This window comes from Nostoc sp. (assembly GCF_036917415.1).
GTDB lineage: Bacteria > Cyanobacteriota > Cyanobacteriia > Cyanobacteriales > Nostocaceae > Nostoc.
The window spans coordinates 1-18,930 of record NZ_JBALDJ010000037.1 but is presented as its reverse complement, the minus strand read 5'-3'; the positions used below and the strand labels follow the sequence as shown (position 1 = coordinate 18,930).

Genomic DNA, 18,930 nt, shown 5'->3' with positions numbered 1-18,930 from the left:
GGCAGGGGGCAAGAGGCAGGGGGCAGGGGGCAGGGGGCAAGAGGCAGGGGGCAGGGGGCAGGGGGCAAGAGGCAGGGGGCAGGGGGCAGGGGGCAGGGGGCAAGAGGCAGGGGGCAGGGGGCAGGGGGCAGGGGGCAAGAGGCAGGAAGAAAGAAGTGAAACTCTTTATGTCTGATGCATGAGTCCTGGACTTTTTATCTCATTTACTTGAAAACTGCTGTATTACACTATTCTAATATTTCTGACTTTGGTTCTCTCAGTACCAACTCAGACATCAAATCAGGCGAAAATGATTTTTCCTCATTTTTGGGTGTTTCAGTTTGCTCATCAGCAGCAGGTAGCCAGTTGATAAATGGTAGGGGTAACAGCGTACTGAGGTTAGTAATTACCACCAAGAGCCAAAGTGACTCAAAGTTTGTTGCGGTGATCCCCAGCCAATAGGTGATTAATGCCCCGAATGCATGAGAAACGCTTCCTGCTGAATTAAACACTGACATTAACAAGGCAAATAATGTGGCTTCCACACCAGAAGGACAAAGCCTTGCTGCTAGCACCATCACTTGCATAAAGGCAATTTTCCCCATCACAGTCAGAATCAGGCTATCACCCAAACTAAACCAGTGGTCATCTATACCCAATAGCCTGTTTGTGTGAGTCACCAACAACAGCATCGTCATCCCTAAAATTGACGAAAGCACAGTACTCCAAGCAAAAATCACGCGAAAAGGGATGCTTTTGAGGAAACGTTGAAAAATCCAAACACCTGCTAAAGAAGCGAAACTTGTTACCAAATGCACCCGCCCCAAAAATTCTGGTTCAAAGTGGAGTTCGTTGGTAGTGAAGTAGAAAAAGGCTGAGTCAGCATTTGGAGTAGCTTGCCAGATGAAGATAAACGCCGTTGGTAGCCAAATTGTTTTTTGGCTAATGGCTTGGCGTAGCTGCCCCAACTGATGTTTGATTGGTAAAGAGTTGGTCTGATTACTATCTTGAGCATCTTGGCTAACGGGGGACTCAGCAATTAACCAAGCTACCCCTGAAACGATCAGAGGAAATAAAGCGGTAATCCCAAAGACAGTACGGGTAGTAAAGTATTGGAGTAGTAGACCGCTAAAGTAGGCTGTTATTAAACCTCCGATCGCAGAAGCACCCCAGCACAGAGATTGTAGTGAACCGGCTTTTGCTTGCGATTCGCCTCTGGCTCGTTCTACAACCAACGAGTCAACGATGACATCACTCATGGCGACAGAGAGAGAACCTAGAGCGATCGCTAATGTAGCTGCCCAGCTAGTATGAACTATTGTGGCCAGACTTATCCAAGAAGCAGTTCCCAGTACCCCGGATAAAATCAAGTAAGGACGGCGACGATAGCCAAATATAGGCAAGCCATCAGAGATAAAACCAAACACCGGCTTTATCATCCAAGGTAGGAAGACAATTCCCAATAGCGCCGATACCTGGACTGGACTCAGGAGTAGTTCATCTTTGAGAAAAAAGCTAACGGCTAGACGCGATAACCCTAAAATTCCTTGGACAAAGTAAACGGTGAGAATTGCAATTAACTCCGCATTTGGTTCATTACCCAAGAAGAGTTTTTGTGTTATTGAATCTTTGACCTTGGACAAGCCAGATGATTGATCTACCATTCGATAAATATTTTTTAAATTTTGTTTACTTATCTATCATATCGATTCTTAGAAGATGGGTTTTTTCTAACCTTTTTCCTTTTGTTTCTTCTTTGAGTATTATTTAAGGCTTTCCTAACAACTTTTCTTTCTTATAGCAAGATGTTCTCGTTCTCGATCGGCTATTCGCCTTTGAACTTGGTACATCGAATACAGTTCTCATTAGTTCTGTCTAAATCAATCTTCAGACTCAGGACTTAGGACTCAAGACTTTGTTCCGTGGTAATATCAGTCACACGAAACCGCAAAAAGCCGTGGCTACTGCATTAAAATCTCATCGGGCATCAAGAAGGCGTAAACATTCAGCGCATCCTCTCCAGCGTTTGCTTGAGTATGGACATCAGTATCGTAAACAAATTTGGCTGGCGACTACTTATTCTATCCTCAATAAGTTTTTCGATTTGGCACCACCCGGCTTAATTGGCGTGGCGGTGGATGTGGTAGTTAAGCAACAGGATTCCATAATTGCCCAGTTAGGGGTACGCGATGTCTTTGGACAATTTTTGATTATTTCCTTCCTGACTGTGATCATTTGGATACTAGAATCGGTTTTTGAGTACGCCTACGCTCGACTTTGGCGGAATTTGGCTCAGAATATTCAGCATGACTTGCGTTTGGATGCATACAAACATTTGCAAGAGTTGGAATTGGCTTATTTTGAAGAACGCAGCACAGGCGGTTTAATGTCTATCCTCAGTGATGATATTAACCAATTGGAGCGGTTTTTGGATGGGGGAGCAAATGATATTATCCAAGTTTCTGCAACTGTTCTAATTATTGGCGCTGCTTTCTTTATTTTGGCTCCTAGTGTAGCGTGGATGGCTTTGTCACCGATGCCATTTATCCTCTGGGGTTCTTTTGCCTACCAACGACTACTTGCGCCTCGCTACGCTGATGTGCGAGAAAAGGTAGGTTTTCTCAATTCGCGGTTGTCAAATAATATCAGCGGAATTACTACTATTAAAAGTTTCACCTCTGAAGCTTATGAAGCCTATCGTTTAGAATTAGATAGTGATGCTTATCGCCGCAGTAATAGGAAGGCAATTACTCTTTCTGCTGCTTTTGTTCCGTTAATTCGGATGCTAATTTTGGTGGGTTTCACGGCATTACTTTTGTATGGCGGAATGGCAGCGGTTTCTGGAACAATGTCTGTAGGTACTTACAGTGTATTAGTGTTTTTAATCCAGCGATTGCTGTGGCCTTTAACTAGATTAGGCGAAACATTTGACCAATATCAAAGGGCAATGGCTTCTACTAATCGAGTTATGAATTTATTGGATACTCCTATCGCCATTCATACAGGTAATGTGACGTTACCTGTGAATGAAGTGCGCGGTGAAGTGCAATTTAAAAATGTTTATTTTGCCTATAAAGATAGATTTCCAGTAATTAAAAATCTGTCTTTGGATATTCCGGCGGGGAAAACCATTGCGATTGTCGGTTCAACTGGTTCTGGTAAAAGTACTTTAGTCAAACTTTTATTGCGGTTGTATGAGGTGCAAGCTGGAAGCATTACTCTCGATGGCATTGATTTGCAAAGTTTGAATTTACAAGATTTACGCCGCTGCATCGGTTTGGTGAGTCAAGATGTCTTTCTATTTCATGGCACTGTAGCGGAGAATATTGCTTATGGTAGCTTTGAGACTACAGAGCAAGAAATCATCACGGCGGCGAAGATAGCCGAGGCGCACGAATTTATTATTGAATTGCCCCAAGGTTATGAGACAATTGTCGGGGAAAGAGGACAAAAGTTATCTGGTGGACAAAGACAACGGATTGCGATCGCTCGTGCAGTTCTCAAAAATCCCCCGATTCTGATTTTAGATGAAGCGACCTCGGCGGTGGATAATGAGACAGAAGCCGCAATCCAGCGATCGCTAGAACGGATTACAGTCGATAGAACTACAATTGCGATCGCTCATCGTCTTTCCACTATTCGCAATGCCGATTGCATTTATGTCATGGAACATGGGAAATTAGTAGAGTCGGGAACCCACGAGCAATTGCTGGAGAAAGACGGGATTTATTCTAGTCTCTGGCGTGTGCAGTCAGGTTTGAGATAACTTTCGCCTATTGTCTGTGTCTTCATTACGAATTATTTATGTTTTTTGGTAATAGTCAACCAGAATCAGGTGATAACAAGTGGCGTCGCCAGTTGGATAAGTTTGTCAAAGCAAATCAGCAGGAATTGGCGGCGCTGTTTTGGGGATTGTGGTTAGCAAATGGTGACAGTCAGGGTACTGTTGGTATTGATTTGCAACCAACGCCGCATTTTGTTTATTGTCCGAAAGAGCAGATAGAGAATTTAAATAATAAGGTTGATAATCGGCTTCAGGAAATTTTAGGAATTGTCGAGAATCACAAGCCGGAAATGGAAGTTGTGATGATTGGGATTGGGAAGGGGGAAATTAAGTTAATTCAGTTTGCACCGGAACCAGCACCACCGATTTGTTTTGAGCAAGCTGGGAAGGATGTGGATGGGTTATTGGATGTGCTGGAAGAGAGGATGAGTCAAGAGATTGTTTTTTAACGCAGAGGAACGCAAAGGTAAGCGCAGAGAAACGCGGAGGAAGAGAAAGAACTCTGCGCTTATTGTTTAGTTCATTGCTTTGTAGAAATCTGGGTAAGTCAGATTTTCGGCACAATGCCAGATAATGTTAAATACAGCTTCATAGCAATATGAATTGTTCTTGTAAAACTGTTCACTCAGATAATCTTTTAGGCTTATGACTACTTGTGGTAAATGTTCGCTTTGGATGATACTTATCAAATCATCAGCTATATCTAAAAGACAGGATTCATAGGATAGCCACTCCAAAGGAAATAAATCTTCATTTTCATCTTCCTCAACTTCAAGATAATGATGGGTTTGAATGAATCTGATAAAGACGGCGATTAGTTCATTTAGCTTCTCTGCTTCTAATTTTCTACTTAGGTTAAATTGTTGTAAGCTATAAGCAGCACTTGTCAAAATTGATTCATGCTTTGTAGTGTTCAATAGCCGAATTAGAGTATCAAACGCCTGTTGATTATTAGAATCTATTTCCAGCAAGATAAAGAGCGCATATAGAGATGTACGTTCATCTTTTAAATTAACCATTTTCCACATGGCTTTAATTATTTGCTGCTGATAGTCATTAGTTGGTGCTAGTATATCTGCTGCATGAAAATACACCCCTTCTTCCTCAGCCGTTTCAAGTATTTTGGATAAAGTGGTGATTGCTACTCTATTACCTGAATCGAATTTTCCTAAACATAAAGCAGCCTTACAACGGAAAAATTCATTCTCAGTGGTTTTAATTCTCTCAGTTAAAATAGTAATTGCAGCTTTGTTACCTGGATCAATTACCATCAAATATCTAACAGACATATCGAGCAAATATGTATTGTCGGTAGTTTCGAGAATCTGGACTAAAGTATTTAACGCTATTGCATTACCTGGATCAATGGCCCACAAAGCCGCAGCCGCAGATGAAGAAACCACGTCATTTTTGTATTTTTGGATGAAATCAATTAGGGTAGCGATCGCAATTTCATTGCCATAAGCTATTTTTCCTAAAGCTGTAATCGCACCCTGATATATGTCTTCTAAAGTCAACCACTCATTTGTAATTTCATCAGGCTTCATCTTAATAAATTGGATTAAAGCAGCGATCGCAGTTTCATTGCCATAGCCAATTTTCCCTAAACTACCAATTCCAAACCACCAATAGTCATATTTATCTTGCTTCATTAGGAGTAATAAAGCTGCGATCGCACTTTTATTACCCGGATCGAGTTTTCCTAACTTTTCGGCAGCAAGTCTAAGAACTATGAGACTTTCTGTAGTATGAACCAAATGCACAAAAGCCGCGATAACCCGTTTCCTATCGGTTAATTCCAGCATTTTTCTGGCTGTCTTCACCAATGGTTTTGGTAGTATCTGCCAATCGCGCTTATCCTGCCGAAAATAGGCATAACTCCATTTGAGCAGTTGTTCTACAATTACATCACCCAAGCTACATTCTGGGAACTGGGATAAAGCCTCAGCCGCCAAAAAGTAGGCGCGATACCGATAAAAACCGCCGCAACCGTCATCAAAATCTATTAAAGCTTGGATAAAATCTTCCTTCTGCTCCTTAGCTACATCTTCCTGGCTGAACCAGTGGAGAATCTCTGCTTTCCACTCCGGCTCAAAGATGCGGTAAGTGCCTTGATTTAAATTGCTGCGATCGTGGTTAAAGAAATACTGCCAATCATGCATTGCCTCCTACCCACTTCGAGATGTGGGACGAAAGGGACTTAAATGAATCTTGCTACATCAGTTGGCTTATTGTCAAGTCTACATACGATGAGTATCTGTAAAGTTTTCATTCTTATGACTCAAAAAAAGCAGCAGGCGAAATGTGAAAAAACTCCGCGAGGCGAGCGATATGGTTAACTGTCAGCTTGCGCTGTCCACTTAAGACTTCAGATACAATAGACTCGGTTTTAAAGATAGGAATTAAGTCTTTTTGTCGTAAATTAAATTCGGCTATTAATGCTTGAAGTAATTCTACGCCATGAATATCAGGTATAGAATGATGTTTTTGTTCGTACTCGTAAACCAGAGTACCTAAAACATTGAGATAGTCTTGTTCATCTGGTGTTAATTCAACTTTATCAATTAGTGAATCAATAACTTCTTGCATAGCCAGCAATTCTTCCTCGGAAGTGACGGGACGAGGAGGAAAAGATTTGAGTAATTGAATATACGTTTTAGTAACAGGTGTTCCAGGAGTCATTTTGCCAGATATCTGATTGTTTCAATCCCTAATAGGGATTTTGATTAATTGGAATTCAAACACTTATGCTCATATTACTATCCAGATATCTGAGAGTTTCAATCCCTAATAGGGGATTTTAATTAATTATAACTTAGTAATTATGTTCATATTATTATCTATATATCTGAGGGTCTCAATGCCTAAAGAGGATTTGTAAAATTGTTACCCCCAAAGAATAGTTAGCATCAAGCGAACCAACAATCATTTTTCCACTCATCTTTGTCATATTCGGCATGTGTCAATATATGGCGAATAAAGACTTTTTGGCATTTGTAATCTACTAAACTAATAAGTCGATAATTATTACCACTTATGTTAAAAACTGTGAAATTACCGACTTGATCGGCTGAGGGAAAAGTTTGGCGTAACTCTACCAAGTTCTGCCACTCTGCTACAGATGTCAATTTGTACCATAACCGCAGGCTAGTTTGTGCATTAGAGTGCTTTTCCCAGAACTTGACAAGTCTTGCACGACTGATAATGTGCATAAATTTTTAGTACATAGTATTTTTTCATGTGAGTGTCTCTTGGTCGGATACGAGATTATATTAGCAAATTGCGAAGTTAGGGTGGGGATTAAAATGCCCACCCTACTTACCTAAACTAGCGCTGGCGGATTCACACACTTAACTTGAGGTGTTGCAACCATTCGCATTCCGGCGGGTGCGGCTAAAGTCAACCCACGGCGCACAGGACGTACAGGACGTTTATTCACCAGCGATACTTGAAATTCTGACAAAACAGTAGCCAAGACAATTTTCATTTCATACTGGGCAAATGCCATTCCAATACAGCGACGATTACCGCCACCAAAGGGTAAATATTCATAAGGTGAATATTGTCTTTCTAAAAAGCGTTCTGGTTTGAACTGCTTGGATTGTGGGTAAACTTCTTCCCGATGATGCGCTAAATAAATACTGGGGGCTATTACCGTTCCCTCTCGCAGTTCATAGCCCATAATTGTAATTGGGGTTTTTACAATCCGCACGAAAGCAGTCATGGCAATTGGGTAAATTCGCAATGTTTCTTGGCAAACTGCTGTCAAATAGGGCAATTTAGCTACATTACTCAAATCGGGGTTAACTCCAATGGTGTTGAGTTCTTGTAGTAACTTTTGACGCACCACTGGTAAATGGTCAATCCAGTAAAAAGCCCATGTCAATGCTGAAGCTGTAGTTTCATGTCCCGCAACTAGCAGGGTCATTAACTCGTCGTGTAATTCTTCATCTGACATCCCTTGGCCATCTTCATAACGAGCCGCCATCATCAAACTCAGGATATCTTGGCGATCTCGATCAAGTTCAGCCCGACGTTCTCGAAGTAAAGCATAAATAAGTCGATCGATTTTTTGCCGTTGTTGCAGAATCCAACCCCAAGGACTCCACGCACCAAAATCTTTTTGGATGAACCGGAACAACATGGCGCTGGACATTACAGGCGAACTGATGAAGTCTAGTAAATCACTTAGCGATCGCCTCAATTCCTCAAAAAGCTGTCCTTCATGCAACCCAAATACAACCCGCAGAATAACACGCAAGGTGATTTCTTGCATCGACTTACGGATATTAAAAGGCTTGCCAATTTGCCATTCATTACTCACTTGTCGGGTTATTTCCCGAATTTCCTCGCCATAAGCCCGCATCCTTTCGCCATGAAAGGGAGGAGCTAATAGTTGCCGTTGGCGCTGGTGGCGATCGCCATCTGATAACATAAAGGAGCGATCGCCAAGTAAAAATTTTAGTCCTATGTTCCCCCTGCCAACCTCAAAATGCCTGGAATCAGCAGTAAAAATCTGCTCAAGTGCTTGGGGTTGACCAAAATATACTAGATGGTTATCCGAGCGATTACTCCTGATCGTGAAAGTGTCACCGTAGGTTTGGGCAAAATCATCCATATATTTTACAGGCTGACTAATAAACTTGATCATCCGCAGCCAGCGTGGCATTTGAGGCCCATCAGGCAAATTGTAAGTAGTTGTCATAAAATTTTGTGGAGTTGATGGCTTCTGAATTTTATTGTTACGACTTTTCATGTTACTTAGGGTTACAGAAAGCGGTATATTCATCATTGGGGACTAGGGACTGGAAACTGGGGACTGAAAAAGAAGACAAAGAGGATAATAAAAACTCTTGTACAGACGCGATTAATCGCGTCTCTACTCCTAACTCAGCACTCAGCACTCAGAACTCAGCACTCAAAAGGCAGCATCGGAAGCAAGCAGTGCCAAAAATCATCGCTATTCTCAACGGTAAAGGAGGAGTCGGTAAAACGACTACCGCAGTCAATCTGGCTGCAAACTTTGCGAAGAAAAAAAAGGTGCTGCTGATTGATGCAGATATTCAAGGTTCTGCTAGTTGGTGGTTTGGGCGCAGTCAGCAGGGAATGGGATTCGATTTATCTCAAGAAACAGATCCCACACTTTTAGGTGATTTAGCAAAGATAACAGGTTACGATTTAGTAGTGGTAGATACACCTCCCGCCCTGCGCTCTGAAGCATTAGTGGCGGTAGTTGCGATCGCAGATTATCTAGTTTTGCCTACACCCCCAGCCGCAATGGATTTAGCAATCCTCGTGGAAACAGTCAAGGAAGCCGTCATCCCTGTGGGAACCCCCCATCGGGTATTGCTCACCAAAGTCGATACGCGCAGTCTGGGAGAAGCACAAGAAGCAAAAAACACTCTGACTCGCTTAGGTATTCCTACTTGTAATACCTTCATCCGTGCCTATAAAGCTCATGAACGAGCAGCACTAGAAGGTGTAGCGATTACTCAATGGCGAGGAGGAAACGCACGGGAGGCGGAATTAGACTACCGCCGTGCAGCTGATGAATTACAGCGTGATTGGAGAAAAGAATAATGGCTAGGAAACAAAGTCTCTCTGACTTACTACAAGAAGAGGCACAAAAATTTACACCCCCAGAAGGTGAATCTGCGATCGAAATTACAGCAGAAAAAATTGCCGAAGAACAGGCTTCATCTGATGAGGAATCCTCAGCACAAACACTTGAGCCAAGTTCTACTAAGCGCACAAGTCCCACTAAAGCTGATTTAGAAACAACTGTCAATTCTTTGACAAGTAATCTAGAAATAAGCCACAAAAAAGAAGCATCTCTTGGACAAGAAATTGCTGATTTGCAATCAAAATTATCTAAACAAAAAACATTTGTATCAGAACAAAAATCATTACTAGAACAGCTAACAAAAGAACTTGATGAAACAAAAAAAGCAGCACTGCAACTTGCAGAAGCAAATTCTCAGCTGATAGAAGAAATTAATGCTTTAAAACAAAAATCGCAACAAAAAGTAGAAGAGAAATCTAAACTTGTTGTCAAAGAAAGTAGCGCGATTAGACCAGTAAAAGACCACTACAATCCACTTAGCTACAAAAAATCACATCGGTCATCGGAAACACTAGCTCAAAATCAACCTCAAAATCAACCAAATGAGTATCCTGATAGTTCTAATGAGATGTGGTTACTTGACTAAAGTCAGTTAATCTTGGCTTTCCCTTTCCTACCCTACGGTGTACACACAAATCGAAAAAAGCTCGATTTCCTATTGTTCTGTATTTGTATCTCGTTCCCAGAATATGGGAACGAGGAGAAAAGGAGCCAATTTCTAAGTCCCTCTTCCAAGCTTGGGAGAGGGATTTAGGGTGAGGGCGTTTGATTCATCCAAGAAGTCTATTGGAAAGCAGCTGTTGAAACTATTAGAAATAATCGGTAGGTTTCTAGTGAGTAATCAATCGCTTAAAACAAGAATTATCAGGACTAAAGTCGTTACTACAAACTTTAAATTTTTACGCCTAGCTAATTAATGAGTTCACCACAAAAGTTTAAAATATACTGGGCAGTTATTTGTGGTTGTTCCAAGTGTGGGAGATGACCACAATCTTGAATCCAGGTGAGAGTACTGTGTGGAATTGCCCTTTTAAATTTCATGGCATCCTCAGTACCCAAAATTTTATCGGAATCGCCCCATAAAATTAGTGTTTGTTGCACAATTTGTGATATTATTTCAAGTCTAAAAGCACTGTAACCACCACTTTTAGTGAAAGAAATCACAGCTTGATGCCAGCTCGGCATTTGTAAATGTAATGCTCCACAACATAACGCATCAATAGAGGCAAGAGTTTGATTTTTATATCCAATGCGAGAAACGCGATCGCGCACCTTCAGATTACTCAAAAACTGAGTTGCTAAATAATCTAATGGGGGAAACATGAATTTGCTCAATGGCGAACCACCTGCTAACCCCGCACTATCAATTAACACCAGCTTTTCTACCACTTCTGGGTAAGCTAACGTAAAATCAATCGCCGTCGCACCGCCCATCGAAGCACCCACTAAAATTACAGGTTGGTTAATTAGGCTTTTCCAGAAATAATAAAGATGGGTTTTAATCGCAGTTGGGCTATAGGCAATTCCTGAAAGTCTATCTGTAAATCCAAAACCCAGTAAATCCACTGCCCAAGTTTCATTATCTTCAGAAAGTAGTGGCAAAAGCCGCCGAAATTCTAATACAGAACTGTCAAAGCCATGAATTAATAAAATCGGAGTTCCACCACACCCTTGCTTGACATAGGTGGTGGTAACTGGTTGATTAGTTAAAGAAGTAGCGATCGCAGTTGTTTGAATACTCCGAGCTAGTGCGATCGAAGTAGGTTCTGTGAGTTGCCCAACTGCCGTAGGAAGAAAATTCGGAAACATAAATTTCAGTTTATCGTACTAGTTTGCTTCCACACATAACTGATTTTTTTAAACAATAAAGTTACACAAACTAAGATGCTGAGGTATTATTTGTAATATATAAAATATAAACCAGTGGGCTATCAAAATATTCTAACTCCCAAAAAACGCGATTAATCGCGTCTCTACTGTCCCAAAAAATATGGCATCAAAGAAAGTTTTCCAAAATGTCAAAATGGGGACTAAAGCCACGTACAATTAAAATCGCTTATCCCTTAATCCAGGAGCTAATGCCATGCCAATGGCGGTTGGCGTAATTGAAACTTTAGGTTTTCCTAGTGTCTTAGCAGCGGCAGATGCAATGGTTAAAGCTGGCGAAGTCACAATTGTGTACTATGGTCAAGCTGAAAGCGCTCGTTTGTTAGTCGCCGTCCGGGGACACGTTGCTGAGGTAAAAAGAGCTGTTGAAGCCGGAATCGCAGCTGGAGAGCAAGTCAAGGTTGGTGCAGTAATTACCTACTACATCGTTCCTAATCCTCCGAAAAATGTGGAAACCATATTACCAATCCATTTCACTGAAGAATCAGAACCTTTCCGCATCTTCTAAGCAATTTCGCCATCATAATCTGTAGCGAAGCTTCGTACAATTAATTTGTAGCCCCCATATCGTTTATTCATACAGGAGATTAATAATGTCATTACAGGCAGTTGGAGCACTTGAAACGAAAGGCTTTCCTGCGGTGCTAGCAGCAGCAGATGCTATGCTAAAAGCTGGTCGAGTCACCCTCGTTGGTTATATTAGAGTAGGTAGTGCTCGCTTTACAGTTAATATTCGTGGCGATGTTTCTGAAGTAAAGACAGCTATGGCTGCTGGTATTGAAGCCGCAGAAAATGTTTATGGCGGTACACTGGAATCCTGGGTGATTATTGCTCGTCCCCATGAAAACGTTGAAGCTGTTCTGCCAATTGCTTACACAGAACAAGTCCAACAGTATCGAGAATCTGTAGAAAGTCCCATTGTTAGATCGAACAATCGATAAATTTAACCTCCTGCGGGGGATTTAAAACAAAAAATTCCCATACATGAATTTAAAGAGAAGTTTATTGTCAGGCTTCTGATTATCAAAACTTTAGAGAATTACATTCTTTCTGTTTTTAGATTTTGCATAAGTTTAATTTTGAGGCAGAAGGAAAGCAACAGTCAGAGTCAATAGTCAAAACCAATATTGACTGTTGACTATTCATTTTAGAAATATAAAAGCTTTAAGAAAAACTTAGCAATATTAAAGGTGTAGTTGTGACTGAAGCTAGTTTAAAAAAAATAAATTTGCCTATCAATCCCTACTATCCAGAATAGCGTAGGCGTAGCCCGTCGTAGACATCGCCACATAGGATACATGAGACTAATTCGACGCTATAGCGATAGTATTTATCTAAGATTTTATACAACTACTTCCCAAACAACCTCTGAAAACGCTAATTACCGTATATACACTTAATAAAACCAATAAATATCAGGAAATGTGACTTAATACGATTCAGCTAAGGTGCGATCCTCTTTAAAAAGCAGGGAATTAAGTCAATTTATCAGAGGGGTTAGGGAATCTTCTAGGGCAAAATCTCATTAATCCCAAGGATATTTAGATTTAACTAAGTATTCTACTACGTAAGGGGTTGTAGAGGGTTGAAACTTATACGGGTGGAATAACGTCTGACATTGAGTTAAATTAGATTCGTTCCTCAATCTGTTACAAAATGTCAAATTTCCGCGATACATTTCGTGCAAGGTGTATCTTCACCACTTTAAGCAGATTTCTGTTCTCAACTACAAAACATAACTTTACAAAAAAGTTCAATTAATAGAATGCCCCAAATGCTTGATATACATTGGTTTTGGACAATTTTTACTGCCAGCAAAACATCAATGTAGAAATTTCTGCATAATTTTAGTGAATTCAGACGTAATAAAAGTAGAATCACTGAGCTATTTTCATGAAACTCATGAAATCTGGGGCAGCTGCCAGTTAAACAATTAGGTGGGGCAAATGGGGGTTGTGATGCAAACTTCAAAATTGAGTTTCGAGGAATGCAATCTCACTATGACAATAGATGTGGAAAAACTGGCTCTAGATTGGCAAAAGCGTTTGGCTGTGGAATGTCCAAACCAAAATGAAGCCGCTAGGCAAAGCATTATTCTCTGGCTGTTGGGATCTGACTCAAAACGGTTCGATCTGTTTAATCCTAAAGAACTTGATATCGCCAAGCAAGCGATGGAATATCGCTGGAGGATTTTACGTCAACGCTACTTGGGGCTGGGGCGAGAACGTGCATATCGCAACTTGATAACGCGATTGGGGAGTTTAGTAACATTACGGAATAAGATTCAGACTTGGGTTTCCCTCAGCCGCGATCGCCAGCGTAGTGTAATGGATGTATTACAAGAAGTACTTCAAGAACTACTCCAAAGCGACAGTCAGATGCAACAACAAATGGTTGATATTGCCAAATATACAACCGATAGACGATTGGGGGATGCTCTGTTATTTGCCAGTGTAGAAGAATATTGTCTGCGGCCAGTACGGAATCAACCCCTATTAGCTTACCGATTTGTGAATTATTTGCGTCGCACTCAGCGCGGTGGTTTAACCCAAGTACCCGGCCGTGACTTGATTAGACTAGTGTCAGAAGAAGTTCTTACAGAGGACAGTGACAATCGAGTTAACTTAGTCGATAGTCAGGCGATCGCAGAATATCAAGAAGCACAACAACTAGAGGAACAACAGGGGCTGCGCCAGTCAGTACAAAAAGAATTTGAAAATTATTTACAAGAAAATCTGGGAACAGAAGCAGTGGAATGGCTACGGCTGTATCTGCAAGGTAAGTCCCAGGAAGAGATCGCCAAAAAACTGAATAAGCAGACTAAAGAAGTTTACCGTCTGCGAGAAAAAATTAGTTACCATGCTGTACGTGTTTTTGCCCTCAAAGGCAATCCAGAACTCGTAGATAGCTGGCTCTCAATTTCCTTGCAAGAACATAATTTGGGATTAACCCAAAACCAATGGCAACAACTTCATGAAAAATTGGCTCCTCTAGGGCGGCAGATTTTAAATTTGCGGAGAGCGGGTAATTCAATAGAAGCCATAGCCGAACAGTTAAAACTCAAAACCCATCAAGTGCTGGGCGAATGGACGAAAGTCTATCTTGAAGCCCAAGCTTTAAGAACCCAGGAGTAGCCTGTAGTGGAAGAAGAATGGGAAGCAGGGGAGCAAGGGGGAATAATTAATACCCAATGCCCAATGCCCAATCTTCAGTATTATCCCCAGTCCATAATCTAAAATTCATATTTTACTTACATTTACTTAAGTATATATAATTGGAATTTTAACAATCTAACAAAGTATCTTTATTAACTACCTATTAAATTAGAGGCAAAATATAAGTAAACACCAACGAATCAAATCTATGTTGTCTTCAAAGGGTGAACTAAATGATACCGCAGCAAATGGACAGCAAATGCTAACTGCCGCTCAAACTAGGTGGGAGGAAGGAGGCGATCGCGAACAAATATTCCACCTAATCGATCGTCTTTTGTCCTTTGAAGCTTGCCTCTACCACCAGATTTTGCCCTTTGGATTAGAAGACAAAAACCTCTTGCTAGGTATGGTTTATCCAGAAGACAGCGAAGCCCTAGATTATGTTGGTCGCATTTTGTCTTATATCAATTGCACAATGGTGATTGAGGCGATCGCAGCCGATTCTCACCGCAGAATACTATCAGCCTACCTCAACCATAAAAATACATCCCAGCTAGATGCCAAACAACTAGATCGGTCAATAGTGGACTTTCCCCCAACAAATAGCCCAGCTACGATTGCTGATACACCTAATCCTTCCCTAGATGCCGACTCGGAATCAAATCAGCAACCAATATTGATGGTATTTCAGACACAAAAGCGTCAACATTCTGGGCAGCGGGTAGACTTGCCTCCTATCCCAGAGCTAGACCAATCATCTCAAACTACGACGTTCTTGACCCCTATTTTCAGAACTCAACAGGAAGAGAATTCTGAAGCCACATCATCAAACAATTTACCTATTTTGCCCACACAAGCTTCCGAACTACTGAATCCGATTGATTTACTAAAAACACTGCCACCAAAAAAATTACTAAAAGAATTACTAAGGCGAATCCTGGCTGGGGGAATTGGTCGTTTGTATTTAGAAAGACAAGCTTATGAAGGCAGAATACTGTGGAGTGACAATGGAGTTTTGCAGTCTGTATTAGACAAACTGCCGCTCTCAGTTTTCCAAGGAGTACTGAATGAATTAAAGCGGTTTGCTTCCCTGCCTGTAACCAAGGTTACAGAACCAAAACAGGTAGAAAAGGAATACGTGTATCAAAACAATCGCTTATTATTACGCTTGCGAGTCATGCCGGGAATCTACGGCGAAGAGGCAACACTCCAAGTATTGCGGGGAGCAGCATTAAAATTCTATCAACAACACCAGTTAACACGTTTAGGCCGCGATGCTTTAGGAATTTCTCAGCAACTCAGTATCAAGTTACATGAACTACAAGAACGACTTTTACTGAATCCTAGCCTTGATTCTCAGCAATTAGAAGCTTTAGTAGCCCTGAATCAATTAGTGAAAAATTTAGACCAACAGATCAAAATACTGGCACTAGATAGCAATCTACCAACAAAGAGTAAATCATCCGTCAGTAAGTGAAAACGCTGATTTCGTTCGCATACATAATTGTTATGTTGTAATGGAATCCTAGACTGATAAAGCTTAGAGGTTCATCTTCAATAAATACAAATTTTGCGATCGTATTCTGAGTAAGATTACGGTTTAAACAAACTTAATAGTAGCAAAGTTAGTTTCCCGCTCTTAAATCCTATTGTTGCAAATATTTCATGCTAACTGAGGTTTTTAGTGAACTTTTCCCCTTAATGAGTACAGCCAATCCACAGACATTGGAATGGCTACTCAACGTTGCAATTGAACATGAATACCCATCTGGTCGAGCCGTTGTGATGGAAGATGCCTGGGGTAACGCCGTTTACCTCGTGGTTTCTGGTTGGGTCAAAGTCCGGCGTACCGTTGGGGAAGATTCAGTAGCTCTGGCAATTTTTGGTCGTGGCGATTTTTTTGGAGAAATGGCAATTTTGGATGAATCTCCACGCTCAACTGATGTCATTGCCCTTTCACCCGTGAAGTTGCTTAGTATCTCCAGAGAGCGGTTTATTCAAATATTGTTTAAAGACCCACAGTTACATCACCGAATGTTGCAACTGATGGTGAGGCGATTGCGGCAAATTAACCTGCGCTTACAAATGCGGTCTTCACCACCAGCTGTCAAACTCGCTCATACCCTAGTGACTTTGGGTGAAAGCTATGGTCAGGAATCAGACTTAGGAAGAGAAATTTTTAACATTCCCTTTAAAGATTTAGCAGAGGTGACAGAAATCGGCGTAGAAGAAACCACCAAAATCATGGAAAAACTACATGAAAAAGGGTGGATAAAAATTGATAGCGCCAACAACATCACTTATCTTGTGAACTTCAAACAGTTGATGAACTTGGCTGGCAAAGTGTGATTTTTTTATCCGATTCTCTACGAGATGCTTCGCGTAGCTTGCTTCTTGGTAAGTTTAACGCCAGAGATTTTGGATGATGATGAACGAAAGACGGTTTGTGTGCGATGTTAAAAGCAAATTTGTCATGATGGGAAAATTACCCATTGATTATTAACTCAGCACGCAAGATGACTGAAGCAACAGCAACTCGCCCCAACACCTACCTCCAAGAAACCGAGCCAACGATTCATTACCTGGTGGCAATGTCCCAACCAGAAACCCATCTGTTTGAGGTTACTTTACACCTTGTCGATTATTCCTCACCGATTCTCGATTTAAAACTGCCAGTGTGGACACCCGGTTCCTATTTAGTCCGGGAATACGCGAAGAATTTACAGGATTTTGAGGCTTTTGCAGAGAATAAGCCTTTAACTTGGCGGAAGATCGGTAAAAATCACTGGCAGATAGAGAAAATAGGTATTTCAGAATTAACTGTACGTTACCGCATTTTTGCCAATGAGCTATCGGTACGGACAAATCACTTAGATGCCACCCACGGTTATTTCAATGGTGCAGCACTATTTTTTAGAATACCTGGCTGGGATAAGCAACCCATTCGCGTCACCATCGTACCACCACAGCCACAATGGCAGGTAACTACTGCCTTACCATCCGTTGGTGAAGAAACGAATACTTTCTTAGCTAGCGATTTTGATACTCTAGTGGATACTCCCTTTGAGATTGGTAGCCACCAATTGTATAAATTTGAGGTATTAGGAAAACCCCATGAATTGGCAATCTGGGGGCAAGGTAATTACCAAGTTCAGCAGATGATTGCTGATATCCAAAAAATTATTCAGGTAGAAGCGCAGATGTTCGGCGGTTTGCCTTATGAACGATATGTGTTTCTGCTACATTTATTTAGCCAAGCTTTTGGCGGTTTGGAACATAAAAATTCTTGCTCTTTAATTTACCAACGTTTTGGGTTTCGCGCTCAGGAAAAATACGATCGCTTTCTTCAATTAGTTGCACACGAGTTCTTTCACTTGTGGAATGTCAAGCGAATTCGCCCAAAAGCATTAGAGGTTTTTGATTACGACCAAGAAAACTATACACCATCATTGTGGTTTTGTGAGGGCACTACTAGTTACTATGACTTGTTAATTCCTTTGCGGGCGGGAATTTTTGATGTTCAGTCGTATTTGAATAATTTGGGTAAGGAAATTACCAGATATGAAATGACACCGGGGCGCAAGGTACAACCCGTTTCCGAGTCGAGTTTTGATGCCTGGATAAAACTTTATCGCCCAGATGCCAATAGCGGTAATTCCCAAATTTCTTACTATTTAAAAGGAGAAATGGTATCGTTATTGCTGGATTTACTGATTCGCTCTACTCACAACAATCAGCGCTCCCTTGATGAGGTGATGCTGAAAATGTGGCAGCAATTTGGGCAAGCTGAAATTGGTTATACCCCAGAACAGTTGCAAGAAGTTATAGAATCTGTTGCCGGAATCGATTTGACTGATTTCTTTAAACGCTACATTGATGGCATTGATGATTTGCCTTTCAATCAGTATTTAGAACCCTTTGGCTTGCAGTTGGTAGCGGAACAGCAGGAAGAACCTTACCTGGGGGTGAGAATAAATACAGAGAATGGGCGGGAGATGGTTAAATTTGTGGAGACTGGTTCACCTGCACAAGTAGGGGGAATTGATGCAGGTGATGAGTTGTTAGCAATTGATGGGATTAAGGTAACGGCGGGTGGCTTAAGCGATCGCCTGAAAGATTACCAACCAAACGATACAATCGAAGTTGCAGTTTTTCACCAAGACGAACTCCGTACTTATTTCATCACCCTCAAATCACCACATCCGACTCGGTATCAGGTAAAGCCTGTTGATCACCCTAACTCCACACAGCAGCAAAACTTTGCTGGATGGCTAGGAGATGCGATCGCAACTGTTTAATAAAGGGGCATTGGGCATTGAAAAGAGGCACAAGGGCAGGGTGCGCGGGGCAAAGGGGAAAGCTCTTCTCCCTTGCTCCCTGCTCCCTGCTCCCTGCTCCCTTGCTCCCTGCTCCCTGCTCCCTGCTCCCTGCTCCCTGCTCCCTGCTCCCTGCTCCCTGCTCCCTGCTCCCTGCTCCCTGCTCCCTGCTCCCTGCTCCCTGCT

At 41.5% G+C, this 18,930-nt stretch carries 17 protein-coding genes; 10 read left to right on the top strand and 7 right to left on the bottom strand.

Features of this window, described 5'->3' with window-relative positions:
- Positions 1–227: 227 nt before the first annotated feature.
- On the bottom strand, positions 228–1,643 hold the full coding sequence (locus V7K41_RS07025; protein ID WP_334846741.1) for a folate/biopterin family MFS transporter: 1,416 nt from the start codon (positions 1,641–1,643) through the stop codon (positions 228–230).
- 293 nt (positions 1,644–1,936) lie between these two features.
- On the opposite strand from V7K41_RS07025, the gene V7K41_RS07020 reads away from it, so the two are divergent.
- Both V7K41_RS07020 and ccmS read left to right on the top strand, forming a co-directional pair.
- The gene (locus V7K41_RS07020; RefSeq protein WP_334846739.1) at positions 1,937–3,745 is read left to right on the top strand and encodes an ABC transporter ATP-binding protein; all 1,809 of its coding nucleotides are present in this window, start codon (positions 1,937–1,939) and stop codon (positions 3,743–3,745) included.
- Between the two features lie 38 nt (positions 3,746–3,783).
- On the top strand, positions 3,784–4,212 hold the full coding sequence (ccmS, locus tag V7K41_RS07015) for a beta-carboxysome assembly chaperone CcmS (protein WP_334846738.1): 429 nt from the start codon (positions 3,784–3,786) through the stop codon (positions 4,210–4,212).
- 66 nt (positions 4,213–4,278) lie between these two features.
- On the opposite strand, the gene V7K41_RS07010 is transcribed toward ccmS, so the two are convergent.
- From V7K41_RS07010 to V7K41_RS06995, 4 genes are all read right to left on the bottom strand, one after another.
- Positions 4,279–5,925, bottom strand: coding sequence for a HEAT repeat domain-containing protein (locus V7K41_RS07010; RefSeq protein WP_334846736.1), 1,647 nt, complete (start codon positions 5,923–5,925; stop codon positions 4,279–4,281).
- A 112-nt stretch (positions 5,926–6,037) separates the two neighbouring features.
- Positions 6,038–6,445 (bottom strand): helix-turn-helix domain-containing protein, encoded by a 408-nt coding sequence (locus V7K41_RS07005; protein ID WP_334846734.1) that lies wholly within the window; start codon positions 6,443–6,445, stop codon positions 6,038–6,040.
- A gap of 227 nt (positions 6,446–6,672) precedes the next feature.
- Positions 6,673–6,975 carry a type II toxin-antitoxin system HigB family toxin gene (locus V7K41_RS07000; RefSeq protein WP_334846732.1) on the bottom strand — a complete coding sequence of 101 codons (303 nt, stop codon included), beginning with the start codon at positions 6,973–6,975 and terminating at the stop codon, positions 6,673–6,675.
- Positions 6,976–7,085: 110 nt separating this feature from the next.
- Entirely contained in the window at positions 7,086–8,468 is a 1,383-nt protein-coding gene (locus tag V7K41_RS06995) for a cytochrome P450 (protein WP_334846730.1), read from the bottom strand.
- 239 nt (positions 8,469–8,707) lie between these two features.
- Between V7K41_RS06995 and V7K41_RS06990 the strand changes: the two genes are divergently transcribed.
- Positions 8,708–9,343 (top strand): ParA family protein, encoded by a 636-nt coding sequence (locus V7K41_RS06990; protein ID WP_334846743.1) that lies wholly within the window; start codon positions 8,708–8,710, stop codon positions 9,341–9,343.
- Positions 9,343–9,972 carry a hypothetical protein gene (locus V7K41_RS06985; protein WP_334846728.1) on the top strand — a complete coding sequence of 210 codons (630 nt, stop codon included), beginning with the start codon at positions 9,343–9,345 and terminating at the stop codon, positions 9,970–9,972. Before V7K41_RS06990 ends, V7K41_RS06985 begins: the two co-directional genes overlap by 1 nt.
- A 323-nt stretch (positions 9,973–10,295) precedes the next feature.
- On the opposite strand, the gene V7K41_RS06980 is transcribed toward V7K41_RS06985, so the two are convergent.
- A complete protein-coding gene (locus V7K41_RS06980; RefSeq protein ID WP_334846727.1) occupies positions 10,296–11,195 on the bottom strand; it encodes an alpha/beta fold hydrolase in 900 nt (299 codons plus the stop codon).
- Positions 11,196–11,469: 274 nt separating this feature from the next.
- On the opposite strand from V7K41_RS06980, the gene V7K41_RS06975 reads away from it, so the two are divergent.
- The 6 genes from V7K41_RS06975 (at position 11,470) to V7K41_RS06950 (ending at position 18,726) form a co-directional block, all read left to right on the top strand.
- Positions 11,470–11,781, top strand: coding sequence for a carbon dioxide-concentrating mechanism protein CcmK (locus V7K41_RS06975; protein ID WP_334759744.1), 312 nt, complete (start codon positions 11,470–11,472; stop codon positions 11,779–11,781).
- 85 nt (positions 11,782–11,866) lie between these two features.
- Positions 11,867–12,214, top strand: coding sequence for a carbon dioxide-concentrating mechanism protein CcmK (locus V7K41_RS06970; protein WP_334846725.1), 348 nt, complete (start codon positions 11,867–11,869; stop codon positions 12,212–12,214).
- Positions 12,215–13,219: 1,005 nt separating this feature from the next.
- Complete coding sequence (locus V7K41_RS06965) at positions 13,220–14,407, top strand: HetZ-related protein 2 (protein ID WP_334846724.1); 1,188 nt, start codon at positions 13,220–13,222, stop codon at positions 14,405–14,407.
- A gap of 229 nt (positions 14,408–14,636) precedes the next feature.
- Positions 14,637–15,905, top strand: coding sequence for a pilus assembly protein PilB (locus tag V7K41_RS06960; RefSeq protein WP_334846723.1), 1,269 nt, complete (start codon positions 14,637–14,639; stop codon positions 15,903–15,905).
- A gap of 188 nt (positions 15,906–16,093) precedes the next feature.
- Complete coding sequence (locus V7K41_RS06955; protein ID WP_334846722.1) at positions 16,094–16,777, top strand: Crp/Fnr family transcriptional regulator; 684 nt, start codon at positions 16,094–16,096, stop codon at positions 16,775–16,777.
- Between the two features lie 167 nt (positions 16,778–16,944).
- Complete coding sequence (locus tag V7K41_RS06950) at positions 16,945–18,726, top strand: M61 family metallopeptidase (protein ID WP_334846720.1); 1,782 nt, start codon at positions 16,945–16,947, stop codon at positions 18,724–18,726.
- Here V7K41_RS06950 and V7K41_RS06945 read toward each other — a convergent pair.
- Positions 18,700–18,930 (bottom strand): hypothetical protein (locus V7K41_RS06945; protein ID WP_334846719.1); only part of this gene is annotated, 231 nt, incomplete at its 5' end. The genes V7K41_RS06950 and V7K41_RS06945 overlap by 27 nt on opposite strands.